The organism is Chryseobacterium artocarpi (assembly GCF_001684975.1).
In the GTDB taxonomy this organism is placed as follows: Bacteria; Bacteroidota; Bacteroidia; order Flavobacteriales; family Weeksellaceae; genus Chryseobacterium; species Chryseobacterium artocarpi.
Genome location: NZ_MAYH01000045.1, coordinates 163515 through 188168 on the forward strand (window position 1 = coordinate 163515; position 24654 = coordinate 188168).

Sequence of the window (24654 nt, forward strand, 5' to 3'; positions counted from 1 at the left end):
AGTTTCATCATTCGTCTAACACTAAATATCAATCCAATGAATGCTTTACACACGCTGTTTTTAATCTCTATGGTGGCATGGTTTCTTAGTGAATTTCTTTATAAAAACATGCTCAAATCCGGCAAAGAAGATAAAAGAGACAAAGATAAATCTACATTGAATATTCTTTGGCTGGCAATTCCTTTCTCCATTGCAGCAGCAGTTACCGTCTCCAATATTTCTTCACTGCCGATAATCCTTCATATCTGGATTTATTATGTAGGAGAAGCACTCATTCTTATAGGCATTATTTTCAGGTTTATCATTATCAGATCGCTTGGAAAATACTTTACGGTAGATGTTACCATTAAGCAGGATCATAAGATTAAAAAAGAAGGTTTTTACAAATATTTGAGACATCCATCCTATGCGTTTTCTTTACTTACTTCATTGGGGCTTGGGCTATATCTCAATAACTGGTTGTCACTAATTTTTGCTTTTGTGCCACCATTTTTAGCCTTTGCTTACAGGATTAAAATCGAAGAGCAGGCTTTAATAGAGCAATTTGGTGACGAATACATCAAATACAGAAAAACAACGAAAAAGCTCATTCCGTTTATTTACTAAATTTCCTCACACATATAATCAGTTTTAAATAGCCACTAATGCACGAATAATTTTATTTGTGCATTAGTCGTAAAAATTGTGGTTAATTAACTGAAAATCTCTGGTTTTATCACATCTTAAAATAGGATGTTATTATACTGCTTTATGTACTCTAACAATAAGAATCTCCATCCATAAAATCTATTATTCCGGAATTTTTACCATTCAGTTAGCATTATCTACCACTCAGTAATATAAAGTTGATTTGAGGCTTGTTGCTGCCATACCTTTGACTCAAGAAAAAACAAATTAACTCTTTAAAATAAAAATTATGGAAACTTATACTAAAGAAACGACAGCTTACGAAAGAGCTTCAAAAAGAGTAAAAGAACTCAAAGAATTTTACGGAAACCTTACTTCTTTCTGTATCGTTATTCCTTTTTTAGCAATATTGAATCTGATGACAGCACCCGGATACTTATGGTTTTTATGGCCGATGCTTGGATGGGGAATAGGAATCGCTTTTCATGCAGTGAATATTTTCGGAATTGGGAAAAGATGGGAAGAAAACAAGATCAAAGAACTAATGGAGGAAGAAAAAAGAAAAATTAAAACACTTTAATAATTATAAACTACTAAAAACAAAATATCATGAATTATAACAACACAAACAACAGAGTTCAACAATTAAAGAAATTCTATAAAAACCTTATGTGGTTTGGGATCATTACAGGAATCGTTATCGGAAATGATTTGATAAGAGAAGGGTTTCACTATAATGTATTGAGCGGACACTTTATATTGACTGTCTGGGCATTGATTCTTGTTGTAAAAGCAATATCCCTGTTTGTATTTAATGATGAGTGGGAAAGAAAAATCATAGAAAAAGAGGAGGATAAAAATAAAAAAATGATTGATTTATAAAATCTGCCTGTTTTTATCTAATTTTATTTTCTGAATTTAAACACTATAAAACGATAACCAAAGATGATTAAAACAGTCATTATCGAAGACGAAAAACCTGCTTCAAGGAAATTGGAGAGAATGTTAAGTAACTTTCCTGATATAGAATTGATTGCAAAAATAGAATCAGTGGAAGAGGGCATTGCCTGGTTTTCTGAAAACGAACATCCACAGCTTATCTTTTCGGATATTGTTCTGGGTGACGGACTGTCATTTGATATCTTTGAAAAAGTACCTACCAAGGGTTTTATCATTTACACAACAGCGTTTGATCAGTATACCCTAAAAGCCTTTAAATTAAATAGTATTGATTATCTTCTGAAACCAATACTTGAAGAAGATCTTTCTGGAGCTGTAGAAAAATTTAAATCCTTTATTCCTTCAGGAGATACTATAGGTTCACAGGATATCAAGCAGCTTATCAGAAAAGAGAAATCTATTCTGTCCAGAGTTTTGGTAAAAATCGGGTATAATCTGAAGATCGTCCAAACCCATGAAATAAGCTGTTTTTTCAGTGAAAATAAGATCGTTTATCTTCAGACTGAAGACAGGATTTATCCGTCGGATTTTACATTAGATGAACTTGTGGAGACTTTGGATGAAAAAAAATTCTTCAGGGTAAACAGACAGTTTATTATCAATTCGGATTATATCAAAAACATCCACACTTCACCGTATTACAAAGTAGAACTCAACTTCCAACCGGAAGAAGAAATTACAGTTAGCAGAGATCGTGTCAAAGATTTCAAAGACTGGCTGGTAAGTTAAATTAAACTATTTAAAACTAAAAATCACAACCATGGACCTTGTATTATTTCTTTTTAAACTCTTTCTCACCATTTTTTCCTGAGCATTATTGAGTATAAAAATCACTGGCAGACTTCACAAAATGTTGGAAAGCCTCTGTCACTTCTTTTTTATGCTTATGGGTAAGAGGAAACGGAACCATATGCGAATAATCGAATGGAAAATCCTTTATTTCCACTTCTACATTGATGTTCCTGTAACCGCCTTGAAGAGTATTTAAAGCTTCCATTGGAGGAGCCACAGAATCTTTTTCCAAAACATAAGCTTTTATCTGAGAATGGATCTCTTTGATCCTTTTTTCTCTTTCGTTTTGAAAATAATTGTAGCGGAGCATTTTTTTGAACCAACTTTCCTGTGGATGCAGATCATCATCCTGATAATGCTTTAATCTGTTGTCAAATTTAAAATCTGAACTCAATAACTCTGTGAAAACTGATTGCATTTTAATGGTAGCCTGAGAATCCATAATGTATTTGGAGATAGGAAACATACGATCAATAGTCATTCCTCCGCAGAAGCAAAAAACTTTAGACTGGGTGAAAAAACCATGCGGATCCGCCATTTTAATGATCATAGACAAAAATGAGCCAATGGAATAGCCAAAAAGATCCAAACGTGCCTCTGAAGAAATACTTTTGATCTTACCCTCTCTGATTTCTTTTACTATTTCAATAATGTCAGAATACGTCTGTAATCCGGACCAAAACATTCTTTGAGGGTGAGCTTCCAGTCTCGAGCTTATAGCGGCATTTACATAAGAAAAATGAGTGTTTTCAGGATACTTGCCCTTTCTGAACTTTACGATTTCCATCATATGATGACGATCACTCCAGATTGATTCTGCCCGATCCATATGAAAGGCAATAGGAAAGAGAATAATAGCTTTGTGGGTTTTCTGAGTCAATTCATATGCCCAAGGAAGATATTTGTCCCATTTCTTTTCATTCAACCCATGAAAAAAGATAATGCAATCTTTTGTTGTTTCCACATCAGCTCTTTTCAGTATATGATATTCAAAATTTTTATTACACTCAATATCAGAATCTTTAATGTCTACGGATGGCTGATGGTATACTAAATAGGCGCTTTCATTAATTTCCAATGACTGATGATGTTTCGGACAATCCAGATTTTTGGAACCATGAAGAAGATCTGAAACTTTAGACTCAAAAGGAATAGATTCAATGGTTAAATTTAGGCTTTCGATCTCCACAATATTTTTTCCGGAATCAAAATGATCTTTCAAAACTTCATACAATTCATAATATTCCATAGCAAGATAATTGAGGGTTCACATTTAGAACAATCAAGTTATGTAATTATTGCTGTAAAGAGTTGAATTTAAGAGCCTAAATATATTCCAGGCATAAGATTAATTAAAATAAAAACCCAAAACAAATTTGTTTCAGGTTCATATGATGATTAGATATTGATGTTTATTTTTCGTTTTTCTGATCAGTTTTAGTTCCGTATTTCTTTACCATAACAGAAGTAAGAGCCAGCAAAACGACACATAAAAGGAAGTCTGATTTTTCAGGATGATAAATTTCCTGATAAATATTATAGCCCAAAAGCATAGAAACTAAAAAGATCAATACATTATTGGCTGATGCATACTGATTACTAGAAGTTGAAGTTTTCATAATGATATTTTTTTGTTGTTTATACAGTAAGTATGATAATTCAGAATACGTTACAGAAAAAACTTTAAATTTTTAATCATGTAAAACGATTATTTATTGTGATGAACTATACAGTAGAAGCTCAATAAAAAACCCGAAACAAAATGCTTCGGGGCTTTATATAAGATAATATAATTAATTGTTTTCTTTATCTTTTACTTGCTTATAGCCGTATTTTCTGACCATAATGGAGGTAAGAACCACCAGGATAAGGCTCAGACCAATATTGGATTCTGCCGGATGTACAATTGCCTGATAGAGATTGTAACCAAAAACGGCAGATACTATAGCGATCAGAATATTGTTGGCATATGCATATTGATTGTTTGAAGATGAAGTTTTCATAATGATATTTTTTATTGTTATTTACCCAGTAAGTATGACAATTTAGAATACGTTACAAAATATTTTCAAAAAAGTTTTATTTCAAAAAACAAACCCGAAACAAAAGTTGTTTCGGGCTTTATAATATCAAAGTATGATTTTTAATTTTTGTCTGACTTCTGGTGTAGTGAATAACCATTTCTAAATTTTGTCATCAGTATCACGTATCTCGAAACACGTACCCAATAACAAGGATCTCCTACGAAATTACACCACTTCCGATAAGTTCCTCATCTATATACCATGATGCAAACTGTCCTTCAGCAATCGCAGACTGAGCTTCTTCGAATTCAACATAAAAAGCATTTTCAAACTGATGAAGTGTTGCTTTCTGCAAAGGCTGTCTGTATCTGAATCTAGCCATTACCTCCATAGATTCTCCATTCTGAAGTTTAAGATCCTCACGAACCCAATGAAGTTCAGAATTATCAATCTTTAAAGCTTTCTTGTAAAGCCCTGGGAAATGACTTCCTTCTCCTACAAAAAGAATATTGTTTTCCATATCTCTGGAGACAATAAAACAGCTTTCTTTGTGCCCGCCTATTCCTAAGCCTTTACTTTGTCCGATAGTGAAAAACTGAGCACCTTGATGCTTTCCTATTACTTTTCCATCGGCTTTTTTATAGTTGATTTTTCTTGAAAGGAATTCAAGTTCTTCTTCTTTAGATGAAAAAGCAGGTTGTTCTTCAGCAAATAATGGAGAATCTTTGAAAATTTCTACAATTTCTCCTTCATTTGGCTTTAATTGTTGCTGTAAAAACTGTGGAAGACTTACTTTCCCGATAAAACATAATCCCTGAGAATCTTTTTTATCAGCCGTTACCAATCCGATTTCTTTTGCAATTTCTCTTACCTGAGGTTTTGTTAATTCTCCGATAGGAAATAAAGCTTTTGAAAGCTGATCCTGGCTCAATTGGCAAAGGAAATAAGACTGGTCTTTATTGTTATCTTTTCCTGCAAGCAAATGGAATATTTCCTTACCATTCTCATCAAAAGTTGAGTTTACCCTTGCATAATGTCCTGTAGCTGCCTTATCGGCTCCTAAAGACATTGCTGTTTTCATGAAAACATCGAATTTTACTTCTCTGTTACACAAAACATCAGGATTGGGTGTTCTTCCTTTTTCATACTCGGCAAACATATAATCTACAATACGTTCCTTGTAAAGTTCGCTCATATCGATGACCTGGAAAGGAATTCCTAGTTTTTGAGCTACCATCAGGGCATCATTACTGTCCTCAATCCACGGACATTCATCTTCTAATGTTACGGAAGCGTCGTTCCAGTTTCTCATGAACAAAGCCACTACTTCATGACCTTGCTGTTGTAGCAAATATGCTGTGACACTGGAGTCTACACCTCCAGAAAGACCAACTACTATTTTCATTATATTTCAATTTTACGAAACTCTTAACGGGAGTTCTTAGTTTGACCCGGCAAAAATACAACTAAATATATTCGTAAAAAAACCATAATTTTAAACATCGATAAAAACGATATTAACTATAATCATCATATTGATGACATAAAATATTACCAAAATAAAGTATTTACATATGAAAAAGTTTATTATTTCCATGATGCTGATGATCTCAGGATCAGTTTTTTCCCAGGTTTCAATAGGTGCTCCCGTACAGGAAAATAACAAATGGACTTTCGGTGGAGGAATCGGATTAGGATTTGGAAGTAACAGTTCCTTTTATTTACAGGCATCACCAAGAGTAGGATACAGAATTACCGAAGATCTTGAAGGTGGGGCAGTGGGAAGTGTTTCATGGCAGACTTCAGACTATTACAGGTCTACCATGTTTGGAATAGGACCATTTGTCAATTATTATATTGGACGTTCCTTTTATTTAAGTGGTAATTTTCAACATTATTTTATCAATTATAATGATAAATACTATGATTATAAATATAATAGAGAAGAAAATGCATTATACCTTGGAGGAGGATATATGCAAAGAATCGGGAATAATTCCTTTATGCAGATTGGTCTGATGTATAACGTACTTTGGAAAGAGAATTCTAGTGTATTCTCAAACGGTCTGGTCCCGAATATAGGATTTGTGGTGGGACTTTAATAGTTATATCTGTTGAATAGCTCAGCAGCATTAAATTGTATTGCAGGCAAAATCTTTGAATATTATTATTTATTTAAATATAATCTCGCAGATTTTTCGGATTGACGCAGATAATTTTAGACACAATAATATTAATATTCAATAGGGATGGGCTTTAGCCCATCTTACAAAAAGATAACATCAAATTGGCTTTAGCCAAAACTTATTAAAGCAAAAAGCACCAGGAAAATTCCCGGTGCTTTTCTATTGAAATTAAATTATTTATTTAAAATTAAGAAGACTTTTCTGCAGCTGAAGACTTCTTAGGTTTTGAAGCTTTTCCAACCAATGCGTCTTTTGCTTCATTAAGATCAAGAACTACAGTTTCTCCTTCGTTCAGTTGTTTATTGACAAGCATTTCTGCTAATAAATCCTCAATATACTTCTGAATGGCTCTCTTCAATGGTCTTGCACCGAAGTCTTTATCCCATCCTTTTTCAGAAATAAAGTTTTTCGCTTCTTCAGTTAATTCCACTTTATATCCTAATTTTTCAAGTCTGCCATAAAGCTTGTTCAGCTCAATATCAATGATTTTCTTGATATCATCCTGTACAAGAGAGTTGAAGATCACAATATCGTCAATTCTGTTTAAGAATTCAGGAGCAAATGCTTTTTTAAGTGCATTTTCAATGGTACTTCTTGCTCTTGAGTCTGAAGTTGTTTTCTTCGCTGACGTACCAAATCCTACACCGTCTCCAAAATCTTTAAGATCTCTTGTTCCAATGTTTGAAGTAAGAATAATGATTGTATTTCTAAAGTCAATTTTTCTACCTAAACTATCTGTTACGTGACCTTCATCAAGGATCTGTAATAAGATATTGAATACATCCGGGTGAGCTTTTTCAATCTCATCCAAAAGAACCACAGCATAAGGCTTTCTTCTTACCGCTTCAGTCAATTGACCACCTTCTTCGTAACCAACGTATCCCGGAGGCGCACCTACCAATCTTGAAACAGCGAATTTCTCCATGTATTCACTCATGTCAATTCGGATAAGAGACTCATCTGATTCAAAAAGCTCTCTCGCCATTACTTTTGCAAGTTCGGTTTTACCAACACCTGTTGTTCCAAGGAAAATAAATGTACCAATAGGACGGTTAGGATCTTTAAGACCAGCTCTGTTTCTTTGAATTGCCTTAACAACTTTTTTCACAGCATCTTCCTGTCCGATCACTTTTCCGTTCAGTTTTTCATCCATCTGAGCTAGTTTATCAAGCTCATTTTTGCCTACTTTCGTTACAGGAACTCCACTCATCATAGAAACCACTTCTGCTACATTTTCCTCAGTTACGGTTTCTTTTTTCTCTTTTACATCTTTATCCCATTTTTCCTGAGCAGCATTAAGTTCCATCTGAAGGCGTTCTTCTTCATCCTTAAGCTTTCTTGCTTCAAGATAATCCTGTGCTTTTACAGCCTTTTGTTTCAGTTCCTTGATCTCTTCTATTTTCTTCTCAAAATCAATGATCTCAGTAGGAACTTTCATGTTCTTGATGTAAACTCTTGACCCTGCTTCGTCCATTGCATCAATCGCTTTGTCCGGTAAGAAACGGTCTGTAATATATCTCGATGTCAAATTGACACACGCTGCAATCGCTTCAGGAGTATAAATTACATTGTGGTGCTCTTCATACTTATCCTTAATCTGGTTCAAAATCTGAATGGTTTCATCAATAGAAGTAGGCTCCACCATTACTTTCTGGAATCTTCTTTCTAAAGCTCCGTCTTTTTCAATATACTGACGGTATTCATCCAGAGTAGTAGCCCCGATGCATTGAATTTCACCTCTAGCCAAAGCTGGTTTAAACATATTAGAGGCATCCAAACTTCCTGTAGAGCTTCCTGCACCTACAATAGTGTGAAGCTCATCTATGAATAGAATGACATCTCTGTTTTTCTCCAGTTCGGTCATGATCGCTTTCATTCTTTCTTCAAACTGACCACGATATTTAGTTCCGGCTACTAAACTAGCCAGATCCAAAGTGATCACACGTTTTCCGTAAAGAACTCTTGATACTTTTTTCTGTTGAATTCTTAAAGCAAGACCTTCCGCAATCGCAGATTTACCAACTCCAGGTTCTCCGATAAGAAGCGGGTTGTTTTTCTTTCTACGGGATAAGATCTGAGAAACTCTCTCAATTTCTTTTTCACGTCCGATTACAGGGTCTAATTTTCCATCTCTAGCCAAAGAAGTTAAGTCTCTACCAAAATTATCCAAAGTTGGAGTTTTACTTTTTGCAGAGCCTAAATTTCCTGTAGGCTTTCTCATTTGCTCAAAATCTTCTCTTTCATCATCATCATCATAGGCACTCATCTGTGGAGACTGCCCGGAATTTTTAAGCATAGTCTGATACTCTCTTGAAACTCCTTCATAATCGATGTCATAAGCTCCCAAAATATTCGAAGTAGGGTCTTCATATTTATATAGAATACCTAAAAGCAGGTGAACGGTATTAATTTCATTGCTTTTATATTGACGACATTCTAACTCTGCACGTTTAATGGCGTGATCTGCCATCTTAGTGAAAGAAATATTGGTAACCTCTTCAGAAATAGGATTAAGACTTGCTGTATTTAAAGTTTCAATTTTTCTTCTGATTTGTGTTAAATCCGCATTAAGGTTTTGAAGGATTTCTTTTGCAGAGTTTTCCGTTTTTATAATACCTAAAAGTAGATGTTCTGTATTGAGAAATTCACTTTTCAGCCTTTTAGCTTCGCTTTTGCTTTGTTTGAACACCTGGCTCAAACCTTGTGAAAACTTATAATCCATAATATATCTCATTAGAATAAAGGCAACGTTACCATTTATTCATTATCTAAATTACAAATATTTTACCAAAAATCAATTAATGACTTTATGTCACAAAAAATTTTATTATCTTATTGAAAATGATTAAGTTTGTTCTTCATAAAAATTTCTCATGAATCCTGAAATTACTACTTACATCGGATACTCAGCCTCAGTTTTTATCGTATTGAGTTTCATATTGAAAGATGTAAGAAAAATCAGAGTCGTTAATATGATCGGGTGTATCTGTTTTGTCATTTATGGCTTCTTTAGCGGACCATTGTGGCCGGTTATCATCCCGAACGGACTTATCTGCTTTATTCAAATCTATCATTTATTGCTTGGTAAAAAAGCTTGATGAAGAAAAAAATAATTACATCTGCCTTCAGTAATTTGTATACAGATCAGCGTATTGAAAAGGTTTGCCATACTCTTTATAGAAACGGATATGATATAGAACTTATTGGAAATGACTGGAAAGGAGCGAAAGAAATGCAGCGTCCTTATCCCTTCTCACGTATTCATTTAATTTCAAAAAGCCTGAAAACAGCTTATTTTGAATTTAATTGGAAGCTGTACCATGAGTTGATCAAAAAAGCAGACCGTAATACAATTCTTCACGCAAATGATGTAGATGCATTATATCCAAATTATCTTATTGCCAAAAAACTAAACATTCCGTTGGTTTTTGATAGCCATGAAATCTTTTCAGAAATGCCTGCGATTCAGGGCAAAATGTCACAAAAATTGTGGCGTTATGTCGAAAAAACTGTCATTCCGGATCTGAAATGGATGATCACAGCAAGTGGAAGCTATGCAAAATGGTTTCAAAAAAGCTATGGAATTCTGCCGGTTGTTGTTCAGAATGCACCAAGAAGATTAGATACTAGTATTGATATTCCTGAAAATAATCCTAAAATACTTTTGTATCAAGGAGCGATCAATCCATTTAGAGGGATAGATAAAGTGATTATGGCTATGCATCACCTTGAAGGTGTTATTTTAAAGATAGCTGGTGATGGTCCAAGAAAACAGGAATTTGAAGCCCTTGTGATGAAGGAAAACCTTCAGCATAAAGTTCAGTTTTTGGGAAAATTGATGCCTGAAGATCTGAGAAACGTTACATTGACAGCAGATTGTGGAATGAGTATTGAAGAAAACGGGGGAGATAGTTACCTTTATTCGTTACCAAACAAAGTTTTGGACTGTATTCAGGCTCGTGTTCCTTTGATTCTGTCAAGCCTTCCCGAAATGCAGAATATAAAAAGTCAATTTGATGTTGGCGAAATCATTAAAGATCACCAACCGGAAAATATTGCAGCAGCTGTTAGACAAGTTTTAACCAAAGGGAGAATCAATTATAAATCTGAATTGGAAAAAGCATCTAGGTTTCTTTGCTGGGAAAATGAAGAAATAAAGCTGTTAGAGGTTTTTCAGAAAGCATCTGACACACTATAGGAGTATTCTTTAAGGTGATGATATTTGCTCAAGTAGACTTATGGTTTACTGCTGAATGTCTAAAGCATAATTTCTTATCTTTGCACAAAGAAATTTGATTTAAAATGACCATTAAAGAAAAACAGCAGGAAATAATCGACGAATTTGCGTTTCTTGATGACTGGGAGCAGAAATACGAATACATCATTGACCTTGGAAAGGAGCTGAAGGGGCTTTCTGAAGATAAGAAAACAGATGATAACCTGATTAAAGGCTGCCAAAGTAAAGTATGGATCGACGCTGAATTTAAAGACGGTAAACTTTTCTTTAATGCAGATTCTGACGGAATTTTACCCAAAGGTATTGTTTCACTTTTGGTGAGTATTTACAGTGGACATTCTACTCAGGAAATCCTTGATTCTGATTTTGAATTTATCTCTGAGATCGGATTACAGGAATTTCTTTCACCATCAAGAGCCAATGGATTGATGGCAATGACTAAGCAAATCAAATTTTACGCAGTAGCCTATCAACTGAAATCATAACTGTGACTAGAATTTTAGCATATCGTTTTTCTGCATTTGGAGATGTTGCGATGACAGTTCCTGTTTTTAAGGAATTTCTTGAGCAAAACCCAGGTGTGGAGATTGTCATGGTATCCAGAAAAAACTTTGAAGCTTTATTTGCAGGAATTCCTAATGTTATATTTAAAGGAATTAACCTTGATGATTATAAAGGTTTTTTTGGATTAAGAAGGTTGAGTAACGAATTGATAAAGGAGTTTAATCCTCATTACGTTGCTAATCTTCATGATGTGATCAGAACCAAAATTTTGGATAGATTATATCGAAGAAAAGGATTAAAAGTTTTTAAAATAAATAAAGGAAAAGAGGAAAAAGAACACCTCACTGATGTATGGAATCTGGATAAAGTTCAATTGAAAAAAACAGTTGAGCGTTATGCTGATGTGTTTAGAGAAATGGGTTTTAAGATAGAATTATCTCATCAGCTCAGACCAATCTCCAATAATAAATCAGGTATAGGTTTTGCTCCTTTTGCCCAACATAAAGGAAAAATGCTTCCTCTTGAAAAGTCCTTTGAATTAGCTCGTATTTTAGCTCAAAAACATACAATATACTTCTTTGGGGGAGGAAAAAAAGAAACGGAAACCCTTGAAAAATGGGAAAGTTTGATTCCCAATACTAAAAGTCTTTCCGGAAAGCTAAGTCTTACTGAAGAACTTCAGAAAATTTCAGAATTGGAAGCGATGATCTCCATGGATTCTGCCAATATGCACCTTGCCAGCCTTGTGGGAACAAGATGTGTTTCTATTTGGTGTGCTACACATCCTTATGCCGGATTTTTAGGGTTCGGGCAGAAAGAAGAAGATGTAGTTCAGGTAAAGGATCTTTCCTGTAGGCCATGCTCTGTTTTTGGAGATAAAGAATGTTACAGGGGAGATTGGGCTTGTCTTGAAGAATTTACCATCCAAAAAGTCATAGAGAAAATCCGATGAAATGAAGCTTTCTATCTGCATTCCTGTCTATAATTTCGACGTTCGTGAATTGGTTTTTGATTTAAAAAGAGAAATTGAAAACGAAGGGATTGATGCGGAAATTATTTTGATTGATGATGCTTCAAAAGATAGCTTTAAAGAGATTAACCAAAGTTTAAAGAATACTGTTCATCATTTTATTTTTCTTGAAAAAAATATTGGACGTTCCCGTATCCGTAATCATTTTCTGACGTTTTCAACAGGAGAATATCTGTTATTTCTAGATTGTGACGGAAAAGTTGTTGGTAAAAACTTTCTGAAAGATTATATTCAATTTATACAAAATAACCCACAAACAGAAGTTATGTACGGAGGTAGAACGGTTTCCGGATATTTACCTGATCCTGACCATTACTTAAGATGGAAATTTGCTGTAGAAAGAGAAAACCTTCCTGTTGAATCACGCATAACGAAGCCTTACTTAAGTTTTCAGACTAATAATTTTGTGATCCGTAAAGATATATTGGAAAAGAATTGCTTTAATCCTGAATTTCAAAAATATGGATATGAAGACCTTCTTTTTGCAATGGATTTAAAGACTGATAATATAAAGATTGATCATATTGATAATCCGATTTTTAATAATGATCTGGAGAGTAATGTCATTTATCTGGAAAAAGTAGAGGAGTCGGTGGAAAGTTTATCTCATATGCTAAAGGACGAAATACTGAGATCAAAACTGTCAGAGGTAAAACTGGTGAAGATATATAATAAGCTGGCAAATTCGCCTCTAAAATTCATTTTAAATATTTTCTTTAATATGAGAGGGGAGAGTATAAAAAGGAAGCTTTCTAAAGGAAATGTGAGTCTTCGCTATCTGGATATATATAAACTAGGGCTTCTTTTCAGGCAGATGAGTAAGGGGAAAAGTGATAATTAAGAGTTTAAAAAAAAATTGAGCTTTAGAAATAAAAAAATCTCTCAGAAATCTGAGAGATTTTTTGTGGGTCCTGAGGGATTCGAACCCCCGACCCTCTGGGTGTAAACCAGATGCTCTGAACCAACTGAGCTAAGAACCCGAATTTTTTTGAAAGGTTTCGTTTCCTTTTCTGTGGGTCCTGAGGGATTCGAACCCCCGACCCTCTGGGTGTAAACCAGATGCTCTGAACCAACTGAGCTAAGAACCCGAATTTTTTTAAAAGGTTTCGTTTCCTTTCTTGTGGGTCCTGAGGGATTCGAACCCCCGACCCTCTGGGTGTAAACCAGATGCTCTGAACCAACTGAGCTAAGAACCCTCTAGACTTTGAGGTCGTTTTCTCGTTTAGAGTGGTGCAAATATACAACTTATTCTTTAAACTCTAAATTTTTTTCTAAAAAATCTCCAACAACAAAGTTACTTCCGCCAATAAAAATCATTTCTTCGCTCGTACATTGTTCTTTTGCAGACAGATACGCTTCTTGTACGGAGTTGAAAATTTTATAAAAAATTTTCGCTTCCTGAAGTAAATTTTCGTAATCTTCGGGGTGTCTTCCCCTGTTGATGGATGGTTTGGCAAAATAAAACTCAGAATTTTCCGGAAGCAATTCCATTACTTCATCTATTTTTTTATCATTTACAAACCCCAAAATGATGTGCTTGTGTTTATCAATTGAATTTAATTGGGAAAAAACATACTCAAGCCCTGCTTGATTATGCCCCGTATCACAAATCGTAAGCGGGTCTTTTGAAAATTCAAACCAACGCCCGATGAATCCTGTATTTTTATGTACATTCAATAATCCGTTTTCAATATGTTCATTTGGAATGTTTACCTGAAGTTTCTTCAATTCTTCAATAATAGCAAGCACTACCCGGATATTTTTTTTCTGGTAATTTCCTTTTAAATCAGAAGAAAGATCTGTCTGAAGTAGGGTAGCATCAATAAAAGGAGCGTTTTCATGAATCGCTTTTTCTTTAATAATGTTTTTTACCACTTCATTTTCATCTCCGGAAATAATAGGGATATTCTTCTTAATGATTCCTGCTTTTTCCATTGCAATTTCTTCTATAGTATCTCCTAAAATGTTCTGGTGATCAAGTTGAACATTTGTAATTGCAGAAACCAAAGGATTGATAATATTGGTTGAATCTAACCTTCCGCCTAAGCCTACTTCAATAATGGCAAAATCAACTTTCTGATGATAAAAATATTCAAACGCCATGATGGTGGTAAACTCAAAGAACGACGGACGAATATCTTCCGGGATATTTTTAAGTTTTTGAATAAAATCAAAGACAAATTCTTTATTACAATTTTTTCCATTGACCTTAATTCGCTCGGTAAAATCTATAAGATGGGGAGAATTGTATAGTCCCACTTTATAGCCTGCTTCCTGAAGGACTGAAGCAAGCATATTACTTGAAGAACCCTTTCCGTTTGTTCCTCCGATATGAATACACTTTATTTTATCCTGAGGGTTTCCAAAATATGCGCAAAGCTTAGTAATATTGTCAAGCCCGGGTTTGTAGGCTTTTTGCCCATCTATTTGATAGTTGGGCATCTGTACGAAAAGCCAGTCAATAGCCTCCTGATATTGTTCATTTGTCATGATACAAAATTCTCAAAAGTTTTATGAAAAAAAAACAATTTTTTTCAATCTGTAACTTTTTTATATTTACTTCGTCTAATAGGGAAAAATCTTAACATGAAAAAAACTTGGATTATCGTTTTCGGATTAGCTTGCTTGAGCATGAATGCTCAAAAGAAATGGTCCTTAAAAGAATGTGTAAGCTATGCGGTGGAGCATAATCTCCAGGTTATCCAAAATCAATATACTAAGCAGAATCAAGATTATAACCTTAAAGCTGCCAGGAAAGAGTATCTACCTTCTGTATCAGGAAGTGTATCAAACGGAGTAAGTTTTGGGCAGGCATCATTGGGAGCCGGAAGTTTTAGGAATGATAGATTTAATAACAGCGTAGGAGTAGGTGCAGATATTTTAATTTATAATAACGGAAGACTGGAAAAGAATGTAAGAAAACTTCAGTTTGATGTAGAAGCTAGCCAATACGATATTGAAGCAATTAAAAATGATATCTCTGTACAAATTGCGCAGCAATATCTTACAGCTTTATTAAACAAAGAAATTGTTAAGATTTCTCAAAGCGCTGTGGAAAATGCTAAAAAGCAATATGACAGAGCAAAGATTACCACACAGGTTGGGACAACAGCTCAGACTGTTTTGGCTGAAGCAGAGGCTGCATTGGCTAGAGAAAAACAAAATCTTAAAACAGCAGAAGTTAATGTAGGAAGAGCATTATTTGCTATTGTTCAGCTTCTACAGCTTCCGGATTATAAAGATTTTGATGTAGAAAACGTAGATGTTCCCGAACAGTTGGATTCACAGTTGGTAACCACAGATGAGGTTCTTACAAAAGCTTATGATTTACAACCCCAAATAAAAGCTGCAGAAAGCAGAATAAGATCTGCTGAAGCACAAACAGAAGTAAGTAAAACAGCTTTTTGGCCTACATTGTCAGCAAGTGCAGGGCTTTCTACATTCTATAACAATATATTAAACGGAGGTCCGGTAAGTAGTAATCAGGACGGATTTTTTAAACAATATAAAGATCAGTTTGGACAAAATGTAGGGTTATCCCTTAATATTCCTATTTTTAATAAAGGAAAAACAAAATTGCAGGTAGAGCAATCCAGGCTGAATGAAAGTGTAAGTAAGATTACCCTTGAACAGCAGAAACAATCTGTAAGACAGAATATTCAGAAGGCACAGTTTGATGCTGATGCCAACTATGAATCATATCTTGCTGCAGTAGAGGCAGAAAAGAGTTCAAAATTAGCTCTTGACTTTGCTGATAAGAGCTATACTGCAGGTAAAACAACGATTTATGACGTAAATGTTGCCAGAAATAATTATGCAAATGCACAGGGATCAGTAGCGCAGGCAAAATATAATTATCTTTTTAGTCTTAAACTATTGAATTTCTATGCAGGAATTCCATTAAGTTTGTAAGATGTCTATTCAATCATTAGAAAAATATTTACCTCAAAATACACTTAAATATTTAAGAATTTGGTTTTCAGATTACTATATTCACATAAAAGTCACGAGAAACAGAAATTCTAAACTGGGAGATTACAGAAAGCTCCCGGATAATTCGCATGAAATTACGGTAAACTCAACGCTTACCCCACAACTTTTTTTCTTTGTGCTTACCCATGAACTGGCACATTTGATTGCTTTTGAAAAATATGGAAGGAAAATCTCTCCTCATGGTAATGAGTGGAAAGAAACCTTTAGAAATATGCTTATCGAAAGCCTTGAAGTATATGATGAAGATCTGAAACCCATCATCGTAAAATTCTCAAAATCCCCTAAGGCAAATTTCATGGCTAGCCCTGATTTGGTAAGATATTTTCATACTGAAAAACAAGATGATAGCCTTCGGTTTATTGAAGAACTTAAGAAAGGCGAATTTTTTATATACCGCAACGAAAAGTATTTATTGGAAGGTCTGATTAAAAAAAACTATCTTTGTAAGAACCTGGCTACTGGAAGGAAGTATTCTTTCAAGCCTTTAGCAAGGGTAGAAAAATGTAGCTAAGAATGTTAAAATCAGATAGATACTGTGTAATAATGGCGGGTGGAATCGGCAGCCGGTTCTGGCCGATGAGTACACAGAAATTTCCGAAGCAGTTTCAGGATATTTTAGGAACAGGACGTACAATGATTCAGCAAACCTATGACAGAATCAGCAAGGTTATTCCTAAAGAACAGATATTTGTAATTACAAATAAAGAATACGTGGCGCTGTCTCATCAGCAGCTTCCGGAAATTCCTGAAGAAAATATTGTAGGTGAACCTCTGATGAAAAATACAGCGGCTTGTAACCTGTATATGGCAAATAAGATCGCTGAAATTAATCCAAATGCTACTATGATCGTTCTTCCGGCAGATCATTTGATTTTAAAGGAAGATGTATTTTTAGAAAAAGTAGAAGTTGCTTTTGATCTGGCTTCTAAGCATGAATATTTGGTAACATTAGGAATTACTCCTACAAGACCTGATACAGGATATGGATATATTCAGTTTGTAGAAAAGAAAAATTCTGAATATTTCAAAGTAAAAACTTTTACAGAAAAACCGATTCTTGAAATTGCTCAAAGCTTTTTAGAAAGTGGCGATTTCCTTTGGAATGCAGGTATTTTTATCTGGAGTGTAAAAAGTATTCATCATGCATTTGAGATGTATCTGCCAGAAATGATGCAGCATTTTATGGCATGTGAATATAATTCTGAAAAAGAAAATAACTGTATAGAGCTTATTTATCCTAAAGTTCAGAAAATATCTATTGACAACGGAATTTTAGAAAAAGCGAAGAACGTTTATGTTATTCCATCAGATCTTGGATGGAGTGATTTAGGAACATGGACTTCCGTTTATGAGAATACAGAAAAGGATAAAAATGGAAATGCTGTAAAACTGAAACATCTTCTTGCATATAATTCAAAGGGAAATATTATCCGTTTAAAAAATAACAATAAGGCTGTTATCATCGACGGTCTTGAAAACTTTATTGTGGTAGATACAGATAAGGCTCTTCTGATCTGCCCTAGAGATAATGACCAACTTATCAAAGACTATGTTCTTGATCTGAAGAATTTTAAGAAAGGAGATAAGTTTATGTAATATTTGGTATCTTTTATGCTTATTTTTAGGCTATGATTAAAATTACACTCCGATTAACGACTCTTACTCTCTTACTTTTTTCAGTTCTGGGTTACGCTCAGGAGAAAAAGAAGTTTTCAAGTATTCCGAATATTTTACAAAAAATAAGCCCTGATGACAGAGTCGATTCCTGGGTTTTAGTATATAATAATTACGGAAAAGGAGAGGAGATAAAAACATCAGGAGGTAAATTGAATTATACCCCTCAGTTTTCCGGATTTAATTTATTTCCAAGCGAGGACAGTTTTTATTATATCGCTTATTCTTTAGGAGGAAAAATCAATTACGTTATAGATGTAGAGGCACTTAAGAAGTTTGTAGGAAAGATAGATAATCCTCAGGAAGCTGCAATAATATTGACCGCAGACGGTTATATGGTTGATGAAGAATTCAAAGATCTTGCAGGTAATTATCATGAAGATCAATCGAATTACTACCTGGATCTTGGAAAAGTAACATCAAAAGAATGTCCTTATCAGAAAACACATTATACATTAACGGTAAATAAGTCTAACGGGCTTGTAACCAATGTAAAAGATAATGGAACTTATATTGAACTTTACAATAAAAAATGTGCTAATAACCCGAGACTTTTAAAAGTCGAGAAAAAAGAAGAACCAAAAAAAGATGAGCCTAAAAAAACACCAAAGCGCAGATAATACTTATGAAACTGAGCGTTTAATACTTCGTCCAATGTCTGCTGAAGACAGAGATTTTGTTTTTGAACTCTATAACAGACCGAAATTTATTCAACATATTGGCAACAGAAATGTGAATAGCGTTGAAGACGCAGAGAATTATATTCTGAATAGATTTGCTCCACAGATTGAAAGACTGGGATATGGAAACTATCTTTTAGTGACTAAGGATAACAATGAAAAAATAGGAGCTGTAGGAATTTTTGAAAGAGAAGGGCTTGATGTAGTAGATATCGGATATTCTTTACTGGAAGAATTTGAAGGAAAAGGTTATGCTTTTGAAGCTGCTCAAAAGGTAAAATCAATAGGAATGGATAATTTCGGATTATCTAAAATATCTGCAATTATTTCAAAAGAAAACGTTTCTTCACAAAAACTGATTGAAAAATTGGGATTAAAATTTAAAAAGCATGTAACGCTTCCGGGAGAAACCGAAGAATTAAACTATTACGAAACAGAATAATAAAAAATATTCACAAATAGCACCATCTATTTATTAGTGTTATTTGTGAATACTTTTATGTTATTTGTGTTTAAAAACTATCCTTCCAGGATCTGATCAGCAGCTGTTTTTGAAGTTACTTTTTCAATCACTCTTGTACAGATTCCGTTTTCATCAAAGATAAAAGTAGTTCTTACAATTCCCATATAGGTTTTGCCAAATGTTTTTTTCTCCTTCCAAACGCCAAATTTTTCAATAATATCACGATTTTCATCAGCGATAAGGTCATAAGGAAAAGCGAACTTGCTGTGGAAGTTTTTCTGCTTCTTTATAGTATCTCCACTCACTCCCAATAGTTGAAATCCTGCTTTCTCAAGCATCGAATAATTATCACCTAGATTACATGCTTCCACTGTACATGTAGGAGTACTGGCTTGCGGATAAAAGAAAACAACCAGCTTTTTCCCGATTAATTGTGAGGAGGTTACTGTTTCTCCATCCTGATTGAATCCTTCAAATTCAGGTAATTTGTCTCCAACTTTCAGCATAATGATTTATTTTTGTTCAAATTTAAGGGTAAAATGACAAAAAAGCAAAGAGCGGAACTCGTTCAGATAGAATTGGATAAATTATATCCTACCACACCTATTCCGTTGGATCATACCGATCCTTATACGCTGATGGTGGCAGTAGCACTTTCTGCACAAACGACAGATAAAAAAGTAAATGAAGTTACCCCAAATCTTTTCGAAGTGGCTGGAACCCCACAGAGAATGGCAAAGCTGGAAGAATTTCAGATTAAGGAACTCATTAAAGAAATAGGATTATCCAATACCAAAGCCAAAAATCTGAAGAGAATGGCTGAACTTTTACTGGAGAGGCACAACGGCATTGTTCCTCAGACTTATGAGGAATTAGAGGCACTTCCAGGTGTAGGGCATAAGACTGCTTCAGTAGTGATGAGCCAAGGTTTCGGATTCCCTGCGTTTCCGGTAGATACTCACATCCATCGTCTGATGACCCAATGGAAACTGACTTCTGGTAAAAACGTGGTGGAAACAGAGAAAGATGCTAAGAAATTATTCCCTGAAGAGGTATGGAATAAACTGCATCTTAAGATTATTTTTTACGGTAGAGAATATTCTCCGGCGAGAGGAAAAGGGGAGAAGGATTTTATTACTAAAATGATGTTTGAGAAGTAAAAACCTGATGTTTTACCGAGCAAAATTCCCCTTCTTTGAAGGGGTGGATTTTTGCGCAGCAAAAAGACGGGGTAGTTTATAAGGATTATATATCCAATAATCTTCTATGATAATTGATCTGTCCCAAGTGATAATCTAAATGAGATATCAGGTGAATCAGAAAATAATCTGTAGTCATTGTATCCTCAAAAACTATAAGCGGATATTCTTTTTTCAGATCTTCTTCCGTTAATTGGTTAAGTGCAATATCTATCATTTTGATAGTTGCTTCAATTTTTTCTATCAATTCTGTTCTTGGAACGTCTTTTAATGAAAATTCAAGCTCCCTATGCCTTATATAACTTGTATTTCCGAGTTGTCCTCCTATAAAATGATTAAGATTTCCAATCAAATGAAGACATAGATTTCCCGCAGAATTGGAAATGTTTTTGTCAATCTTCCAAAGGTTTTCTTCGTTTTGATAAGCTTCGATTTCAATTTTTAATTTATTTAAATCCCTATCATAAAGAGATTTTAATGATTCAGTTATCATTGTGATTGTTTTTATGGTAAGTTTATTCAATAAAAAAAGGGACATTATGCTGCCCCATTTATATATCAATATTATTTTTGTTTTTTAGCCCAAAGCTCCATCTTTCTGTTCAAAACATCTAATGGAAGACATCCTTGGCTTAATATTTCATCGTGGAAGTTTGCCAGATTAAATTTATTTCCAAGTTCTTTCTGATATTTCTCTCTAAGTTCTCGGATTCTTAAAGACCCTATTTTATATCCTAAAGCTTGTCCCGGCATTGCCATATATCTTTCTACTTCAGCTACACCAGCCGCTTCATCATAAGAAATATTACTTAGGAAATACTTAATAGCTTCCTCTCTCGTCATTTTTCCGGTATGTAAACCTGTATCCACCACCAATCTTACTGCTCTCAGCATCTGATCGCTTAAATAACCCATTTTTTGATAAGGATCTGTATATAATCCAAATTCAGGACCTAAAGTCTCACAATAATGTGCCCAGCCTTCACCATATGCACCAAACCAACCGAATCTCATGAATTTTGGGAGCTTGGTATTTTCCTGTTGTAAGGAAACCTGATAATGATGCCCCGGAATAGCCTCGTGTAAGAAAAGAGATTCCATTCCCGAAGTAACATTGAACTTGGTAGGATCTGGAAGCGGAACATAGAATATACCTGCTCTTTTTCCATCAGGAGTTCCCGGAATATATTCGGCACTGGCACTTGCTTCTCTGAATTTTTCTGTTTGTCTGATCTCGAATTTGGTTTTCGGGGTTACATTAAACATTGTTTTCAGTTTCGGAGTGATCTTAGTGAGAATGCTGTTAAATCCATCTAAAACCTCTTTAGAAGTCTTGTAGGTCATCGCCTTTGGATCTGTTTTTACAAAAGTGATAAATTCTTCCAATGTTCCCTTAAAACCAACTTGCTGCTTTACCTTTTCCATCTCTGCGCGAAGCATTGCTACTTGCTGCAACCCGATTTTATTGATTTCTTCAGGAGATTTCTTTGTAGTCGTCCAGTTTTTTACATAATAGCTGTAAATTTCATTTCCGTTGGGAAGACTGTTATATCCGTCCGTATCACGCCCTTTTGGCAAATATTCTTTTTCCAGGAAAGTACCCATTTTGGTATAAGCCGGAATTATTTTTTTAGTAATAGCGTCTTTGTAAAGTGCTGAAAATTTATCCTTCTGAGCCTGAGTAAAGTTTTTTGGAAAACTCTTAATAGGTCCATAGAAAATGTTTTTATCCATATCTGAAGTCGTGATCTCCTCGGCTTTCATTTGAGGAATCATTTTGACAATCAGTTTTTTAGGAAGAACGATTTTATTGTTAATTCCTTCACGGAAATTTTCAGTAGCGGCATCCATCCATTCAGGGAATTTTTCCATTCTTTTTAGCCAATCGCTGTAATCTTTTTCAGTTTTGAAAGGCTGGCTTCCTTGTCCGCTTCCATATAACGGGAAATTTAAAGGCAGACCTCCGAACTGTGTGAAAGGAATGTATTCCGGATGATAGGCATAAGCTTCAATTTTATCTTTCAAAGTATAATCCAGCACATCATAAACCACTTTATCTTCATCAGATAGAGCTTTATAGTCTACATTGTCTAATTGCTTTTGTACCGAATTGTAAAAACCAATCTCTCCAGATATAAAATCTTTATCAATATTGATGGGAAGCTGATCATTGTATCTTAGGTCTCCCTGAGCTGTAGCATCTAAAGGATAGAGCTTAAGATATTGCTCGTAATAATTGGATGCAATAGAATCCAGGTTAGTAGGCGTTACCTTGGTAAGAGGAGAATCGGATTTTTTGCACGAGGCAAGACCCACTATTAATCCCAGCCCCAGAATACTTTTCGATATAATACTTTTCATTTTCAGAATCTTTATGATAACAAAAGTAAGTATTATTGGGAGATTCATACTCATTGGCAGTATTGATTTTAAAAAAATTATTTTCAAAATCCTTTTCACTTTAAATCAATTTTTTATCTTTGTCTAAAACGTTTAACAATCATATTATTACAGTTCTTTTTTAAGAAAAAATGAAAGGGATTTTAAAAATTTACCATCCGGACGAAACGCTAAAATACAATATTAGAAATACTTATTGTAAAGCAGTTTACAGCAACCAGCAACATTTTTTAGAGGTTGAAATTATTACGGATGACAGTTTGGATCACGTAGATGATGATTCATTACAGTACAACTTTCCTCAGCTTTCACTTGAGGTCTTCGATTTCCCAATAGATACGGCGGAAATAGAAGGAAAAACATTCAAAATCAATGATTCTGATGAAGACTCCTATACAGAGGTAGACCTTTTTGATGATGAAGATGCCTATGTGTATGATAATGAGCTTCTTTTTGAGAAAAATGAAGAAGGAGAGCTTCAGGTAATCTGGAAGGGAACCATTGACGATTTCTACACCGGATCAGATACACCGATTCCTTTTAGGTTAAAATGTGAATTCGGGCAGGATGATATCGAGGTAGACGAAGATTAAGAACAGTCTCCCATCTTTTTATAAAATCAAATTTCTTTTCAAAATTTCTTTTTGGAAAGAAATTTGCTGTTTGGTAATTCTAACAAAATTTAAGTTGTTTTTAAGCAATTTTTAAGATATCAATTCATAATATTCCACTACATTTGTCGTTGAAACTTTAATAAAATTCACATTTAATGCTGTTAACGGAACTTTCTCAGATTTTATTTGCACAAATCACTACGCCTGCAGTTGCCGCAGACAATTTAGAATTTTCATTTTGGAAAATCATGTTCCACGGGGGAGCTTTCGCTAAAATAGTGATGGTGACCGTATTATTGCTTGGAGTATTTTCCCTGTACCTGTTTTTTGAAAGGTTTTTCTTTATTAAAAGACTTACATCAAAGACAGATTCGAACTTCATGAATAATATTGAAGATTTTATCAAAGAAGGGAAGATAGAAGCAGCGGCTGACTATTGTAAAACACAGAACTCTCCAGAAGGTAGAATCCTTGAAAAAGGAATTTCAAGACTTGGGCGTCCTGTTTCTGATATTGTAAGTGCTATGGAGTCACAGGCACAGGTAGAAGTTGCCAATATGGAAAAAAACCTGAACCTTTTGGCGGTAGTTCCAAGTATTGCGCCAATGTTAGGACTTTTGGGAACGGTAATCGGGATGATTATCGCATTCTTCAACCTTTCTCATGCCACAGGATCTTTCTCTCCAAAAACACTTTCTGAAGGTATTTATACTGCGTTGGGACAAACAGCGGTAGGTCTTGCTGTAGCAATTCCAGCGAATTTCTGTTATAATATTCTTTTAACAAGAATTGACAAGTTTGTGTTGAAAGCACAGAATATGTCAGGAGAATTTTTAGATCTTATCAACAAACCTTTATAAATCTGTCTTAAGATGAAAATTCAGAGAAGAAATAAAGCCAATCCGGAATTCAGTTTAGCAGCGATGACAGATGTTATCCTGTTGATGCTGATCTTCTTTATGATCACATCTTCAGCAGCCAATCAAAGTGCTATTGATGTGAATCTGCCGAAAGCCGGGGCTGTGGATGATAATATTCCTAATCCCGTCATCGTAAGTATTAAGCCGGACGGATCTTACTTTGTAGATGATAACCCTGTGAATAAAGGTGAATTGGAACAGATTATTGTAGATAAATTAACCAATCAGACTAATAAATCCTTCACAATCAGAGCGGACGAAAATACAATGCATAAAGATGTGGTTTTTGCAATGGAAATTGCTGAAAAGCATAAGTTTAACATTGCAATAGCAACCGTTAAGGATAAATAA

The 24654-nt window shown here is 34.5% G+C and carries 28 protein-coding genes and 3 tRNA genes; 19 read left to right on the plus strand and 12 right to left on the minus strand.

What is annotated here, in order from left to right:
* Positions 1–36 precede the first annotated feature (36 nt).
* The 4 genes from BBI01_RS15510 to BBI01_RS15525 all read left to right on the plus strand — a co-directional run bounded on the left by BBI01_RS15510 (position 37) and on the right by BBI01_RS15525 (position 2316).
* Positions 37–606, plus strand: coding sequence for a methyltransferase family protein (locus BBI01_RS15510; protein WP_065395562.1), 570 nt, complete (start codon positions 37–39; stop codon positions 604–606).
* A 310-nt stretch (positions 607–916) separates the two neighbouring features.
* Positions 917–1207 carry a 2TM domain-containing protein gene (locus tag BBI01_RS15515; protein WP_065395563.1) on the plus strand — a complete coding sequence of 97 codons (291 nt, stop codon included), beginning with the start codon at positions 917–919 and terminating at the stop codon, positions 1205–1207.
* Between the two features lie 29 nt (positions 1208–1236).
* On the plus strand, positions 1237–1509 hold the full coding sequence (locus BBI01_RS15520; RefSeq protein ID WP_065395564.1) for a 2TM domain-containing protein: 273 nt from the start codon (positions 1237–1239) through the stop codon (positions 1507–1509).
* 63 nt (positions 1510–1572) lie between these two features.
* Positions 1573–2316, plus strand: a complete 744-nt coding sequence (locus BBI01_RS15525) for a LytR/AlgR family response regulator transcription factor (RefSeq protein WP_083190125.1) — start codon at positions 1573–1575, stop codon at positions 2314–2316.
* A gap of 85 nt (positions 2317–2401) precedes the next feature.
* On the opposite strand, the gene BBI01_RS15530 is transcribed toward BBI01_RS15525, so the two are convergent.
* The 4 genes from BBI01_RS15530 to mnmA form a co-directional block, all read right to left on the minus strand.
* The gene (locus tag BBI01_RS15530; RefSeq protein WP_065395565.1) at positions 2402–3628 is read right to left on the minus strand and encodes a DUF6051 family protein; all 1227 of its coding nucleotides are present in this window, start codon (positions 3626–3628) and stop codon (positions 2402–2404) included.
* A 163-nt stretch (positions 3629–3791) separates the two neighbouring features.
* Positions 3792–3998 (minus strand): hypothetical protein, encoded by a 207-nt coding sequence (locus tag BBI01_RS15535; protein ID WP_065395566.1) that lies wholly within the window; start codon positions 3996–3998, stop codon positions 3792–3794.
* Between the two features lie 174 nt (positions 3999–4172).
* Positions 4173–4382, minus strand: a complete 210-nt coding sequence (locus BBI01_RS15540; protein ID WP_065395567.1) for a hypothetical protein — start codon at positions 4380–4382, stop codon at positions 4173–4175.
* A gap of 238 nt (positions 4383–4620) precedes the next feature.
* Complete coding sequence (mnmA, locus tag BBI01_RS15545) at positions 4621–5808, minus strand: tRNA 2-thiouridine(34) synthase MnmA (RefSeq protein WP_065395568.1); 1188 nt, start codon at positions 5806–5808, stop codon at positions 4621–4623.
* A gap of 169 nt (positions 5809–5977) precedes the next feature.
* On the opposite strand from mnmA, the gene BBI01_RS15550 reads away from it, so the two are divergent.
* On the plus strand, positions 5978–6505 hold the full coding sequence (locus tag BBI01_RS15550; protein WP_083190126.1) for a hypothetical protein: 528 nt from the start codon (positions 5978–5980) through the stop codon (positions 6503–6505).
* A 271-nt stretch (positions 6506–6776) separates the two neighbouring features.
* Here the strand turns inward: BBI01_RS15550 and BBI01_RS15555 are convergent, their stop codons facing one another.
* The gene (locus BBI01_RS15555; protein WP_065395980.1) at positions 6777–9311 is read right to left on the minus strand and encodes an ATP-dependent Clp protease ATP-binding subunit; all 2535 of its coding nucleotides are present in this window, start codon (positions 9309–9311) and stop codon (positions 6777–6779) included.
* A gap of 151 nt (positions 9312–9462) precedes the next feature.
* Here BBI01_RS15555 and BBI01_RS15560 point away from each other — a divergent pair, with 151 nt between their 5' ends.
* From BBI01_RS15560 to BBI01_RS15580, 5 genes are all read left to right on the plus strand, one after another.
* Positions 9463–9687, plus strand: a complete 225-nt coding sequence (locus tag BBI01_RS15560) for a uroporphyrinogen decarboxylase (protein ID WP_065395570.1) — start codon at positions 9463–9465, stop codon at positions 9685–9687.
* Positions 9687–10787: a glycosyltransferase family 4 protein gene (locus BBI01_RS15565; protein WP_065395571.1), complete on the plus strand. Its 1101-nt coding sequence runs from the start codon at positions 9687–9689 to the stop codon at positions 10785–10787. Before BBI01_RS15560 ends, BBI01_RS15565 begins: the two co-directional genes overlap by 1 nt.
* A 104-nt stretch (positions 10788–10891) precedes the next feature.
* A complete protein-coding gene (locus BBI01_RS15570) occupies positions 10892–11311 on the plus strand; it encodes a SufE family protein (RefSeq protein WP_065395572.1) in 420 nt (139 codons plus the stop codon).
* Between the two features lie 2 nt (positions 11312–11313).
* On the plus strand, positions 11314–12282 hold the full coding sequence (locus BBI01_RS15575) for a glycosyltransferase family 9 protein (protein WP_228394018.1): 969 nt from the start codon (positions 11314–11316) through the stop codon (positions 12280–12282).
* A gap of 1 nt (position 12283) precedes the next feature.
* Positions 12284–13201: a glycosyltransferase family 2 protein gene (locus tag BBI01_RS15580; protein WP_065395573.1), complete on the plus strand. Its 918-nt coding sequence runs from the start codon at positions 12284–12286 to the stop codon at positions 13199–13201.
* 64 nt (positions 13202–13265) lie between these two features.
* On the opposite strand, the gene BBI01_RS15585 is transcribed toward BBI01_RS15580, so the two are convergent.
* From BBI01_RS15585 to BBI01_RS15600, 4 genes are all read right to left on the minus strand, one after another.
* Positions 13266–13340: transfer RNA gene (locus BBI01_RS15585), tRNA-Val, on the minus strand.
* 33 nt (positions 13341–13373) lie between these two features.
* A tRNA-Val gene (locus BBI01_RS15590) sits at positions 13374–13448 on the minus strand.
* 33 nt (positions 13449–13481) lie between these two features.
* A tRNA-Val gene (locus BBI01_RS15595) sits at positions 13482–13556 on the minus strand.
* 49 nt (positions 13557–13605) lie between these two features.
* Positions 13606–14850 (minus strand): bifunctional folylpolyglutamate synthase/dihydrofolate synthase, encoded by a 1245-nt coding sequence (locus BBI01_RS15600; protein ID WP_065395574.1) that lies wholly within the window; start codon positions 14848–14850, stop codon positions 13606–13608.
* A 96-nt stretch (positions 14851–14946) separates the two neighbouring features.
* On the opposite strand from BBI01_RS15600, the gene BBI01_RS15605 reads away from it, so the two are divergent.
* The 5 genes from BBI01_RS15605 to BBI01_RS15625 are packed head-to-tail and all read left to right on the plus strand — an operon-like array spanning position 14947 to position 19149.
* Positions 14947–16272 carry a TolC family protein gene (locus tag BBI01_RS15605; RefSeq protein ID WP_065395575.1) on the plus strand — a complete coding sequence of 442 codons (1326 nt, stop codon included), beginning with the start codon at positions 14947–14949 and terminating at the stop codon, positions 16270–16272.
* A gap of 1 nt (position 16273) precedes the next feature.
* Positions 16274–16864 (plus strand): SprT-like domain-containing protein, encoded by a 591-nt coding sequence (locus tag BBI01_RS15610; protein WP_065395576.1) that lies wholly within the window; start codon positions 16274–16276, stop codon positions 16862–16864.
* A gap of 2 nt (positions 16865–16866) precedes the next feature.
* Positions 16867–17949: a mannose-1-phosphate guanylyltransferase gene (locus tag BBI01_RS15615; protein WP_228394019.1), complete on the plus strand. Its 1083-nt coding sequence runs from the start codon at positions 16867–16869 to the stop codon at positions 17947–17949.
* A gap of 32 nt (positions 17950–17981) precedes the next feature.
* Positions 17982–18647, plus strand: a complete 666-nt coding sequence (locus tag BBI01_RS15620) for a hypothetical protein (RefSeq protein ID WP_065395577.1) — start codon at positions 17982–17984, stop codon at positions 18645–18647.
* Positions 18616–19149 (plus strand): GNAT family N-acetyltransferase, encoded by a 534-nt coding sequence (locus BBI01_RS15625; RefSeq protein WP_065395578.1) that lies wholly within the window; start codon positions 18616–18618, stop codon positions 19147–19149. Before BBI01_RS15620 ends, BBI01_RS15625 begins: the two co-directional genes overlap by 32 nt.
* Before the next feature lie 77 nt (positions 19150–19226).
* Here the strand turns inward: BBI01_RS15625 and bcp are convergent, their stop codons facing one another.
* Positions 19227–19676 carry a thioredoxin-dependent thiol peroxidase gene (gene bcp / locus BBI01_RS15630; protein WP_065395579.1) on the minus strand — a complete coding sequence of 150 codons (450 nt, stop codon included), beginning with the start codon at positions 19674–19676 and terminating at the stop codon, positions 19227–19229.
* Positions 19677–19709: 33 nt separating this feature from the next.
* Between bcp and BBI01_RS15635 the strand changes: the two genes are divergently transcribed.
* Positions 19710–20330 (plus strand): endonuclease III domain-containing protein, encoded by a 621-nt coding sequence (locus BBI01_RS15635; protein WP_065395580.1) that lies wholly within the window; start codon positions 19710–19712, stop codon positions 20328–20330.
* An 85-nt stretch (positions 20331–20415) separates the two neighbouring features.
* Here the strand turns inward: BBI01_RS15635 and BBI01_RS15640 are convergent, their stop codons facing one another.
* Together BBI01_RS15640 and BBI01_RS15645 are read right to left on the minus strand one after the other, a co-directional pair.
* Positions 20416–20862 carry a DinB family protein gene (locus tag BBI01_RS15640; RefSeq protein WP_185114359.1) on the minus strand — a complete coding sequence of 149 codons (447 nt, stop codon included), beginning with the start codon at positions 20860–20862 and terminating at the stop codon, positions 20416–20418.
* Positions 20863–20933: 71 nt separating this feature from the next.
* Positions 20934–22730 carry a DUF885 domain-containing protein gene (locus tag BBI01_RS15645; protein WP_065395581.1) on the minus strand — a complete coding sequence of 599 codons (1797 nt, stop codon included), beginning with the start codon at positions 22728–22730 and terminating at the stop codon, positions 20934–20936.
* 170 nt (positions 22731–22900) lie between these two features.
* On the opposite strand from BBI01_RS15645, the gene BBI01_RS15650 reads away from it, so the two are divergent.
* The 3 genes from BBI01_RS15650 (at position 22901) to BBI01_RS15660 (ending at position 24654) form a co-directional block, all read left to right on the plus strand.
* The gene (locus tag BBI01_RS15650) at positions 22901–23362 is read left to right on the plus strand and encodes a hypothetical protein (RefSeq protein ID WP_065395582.1); all 462 of its coding nucleotides are present in this window, start codon (positions 22901–22903) and stop codon (positions 23360–23362) included.
* A 176-nt stretch (positions 23363–23538) separates the two neighbouring features.
* Positions 23539–24243 (plus strand): MotA/TolQ/ExbB proton channel family protein, encoded by a 705-nt coding sequence (locus tag BBI01_RS15655; RefSeq protein WP_065395583.1) that lies wholly within the window; start codon positions 23539–23541, stop codon positions 24241–24243.
* A gap of 12 nt (positions 24244–24255) precedes the next feature.
* A complete protein-coding gene (locus BBI01_RS15660; RefSeq protein ID WP_065395584.1) occupies positions 24256–24654 on the plus strand; it encodes an ExbD/TolR family protein in 399 nt (132 codons plus the stop codon).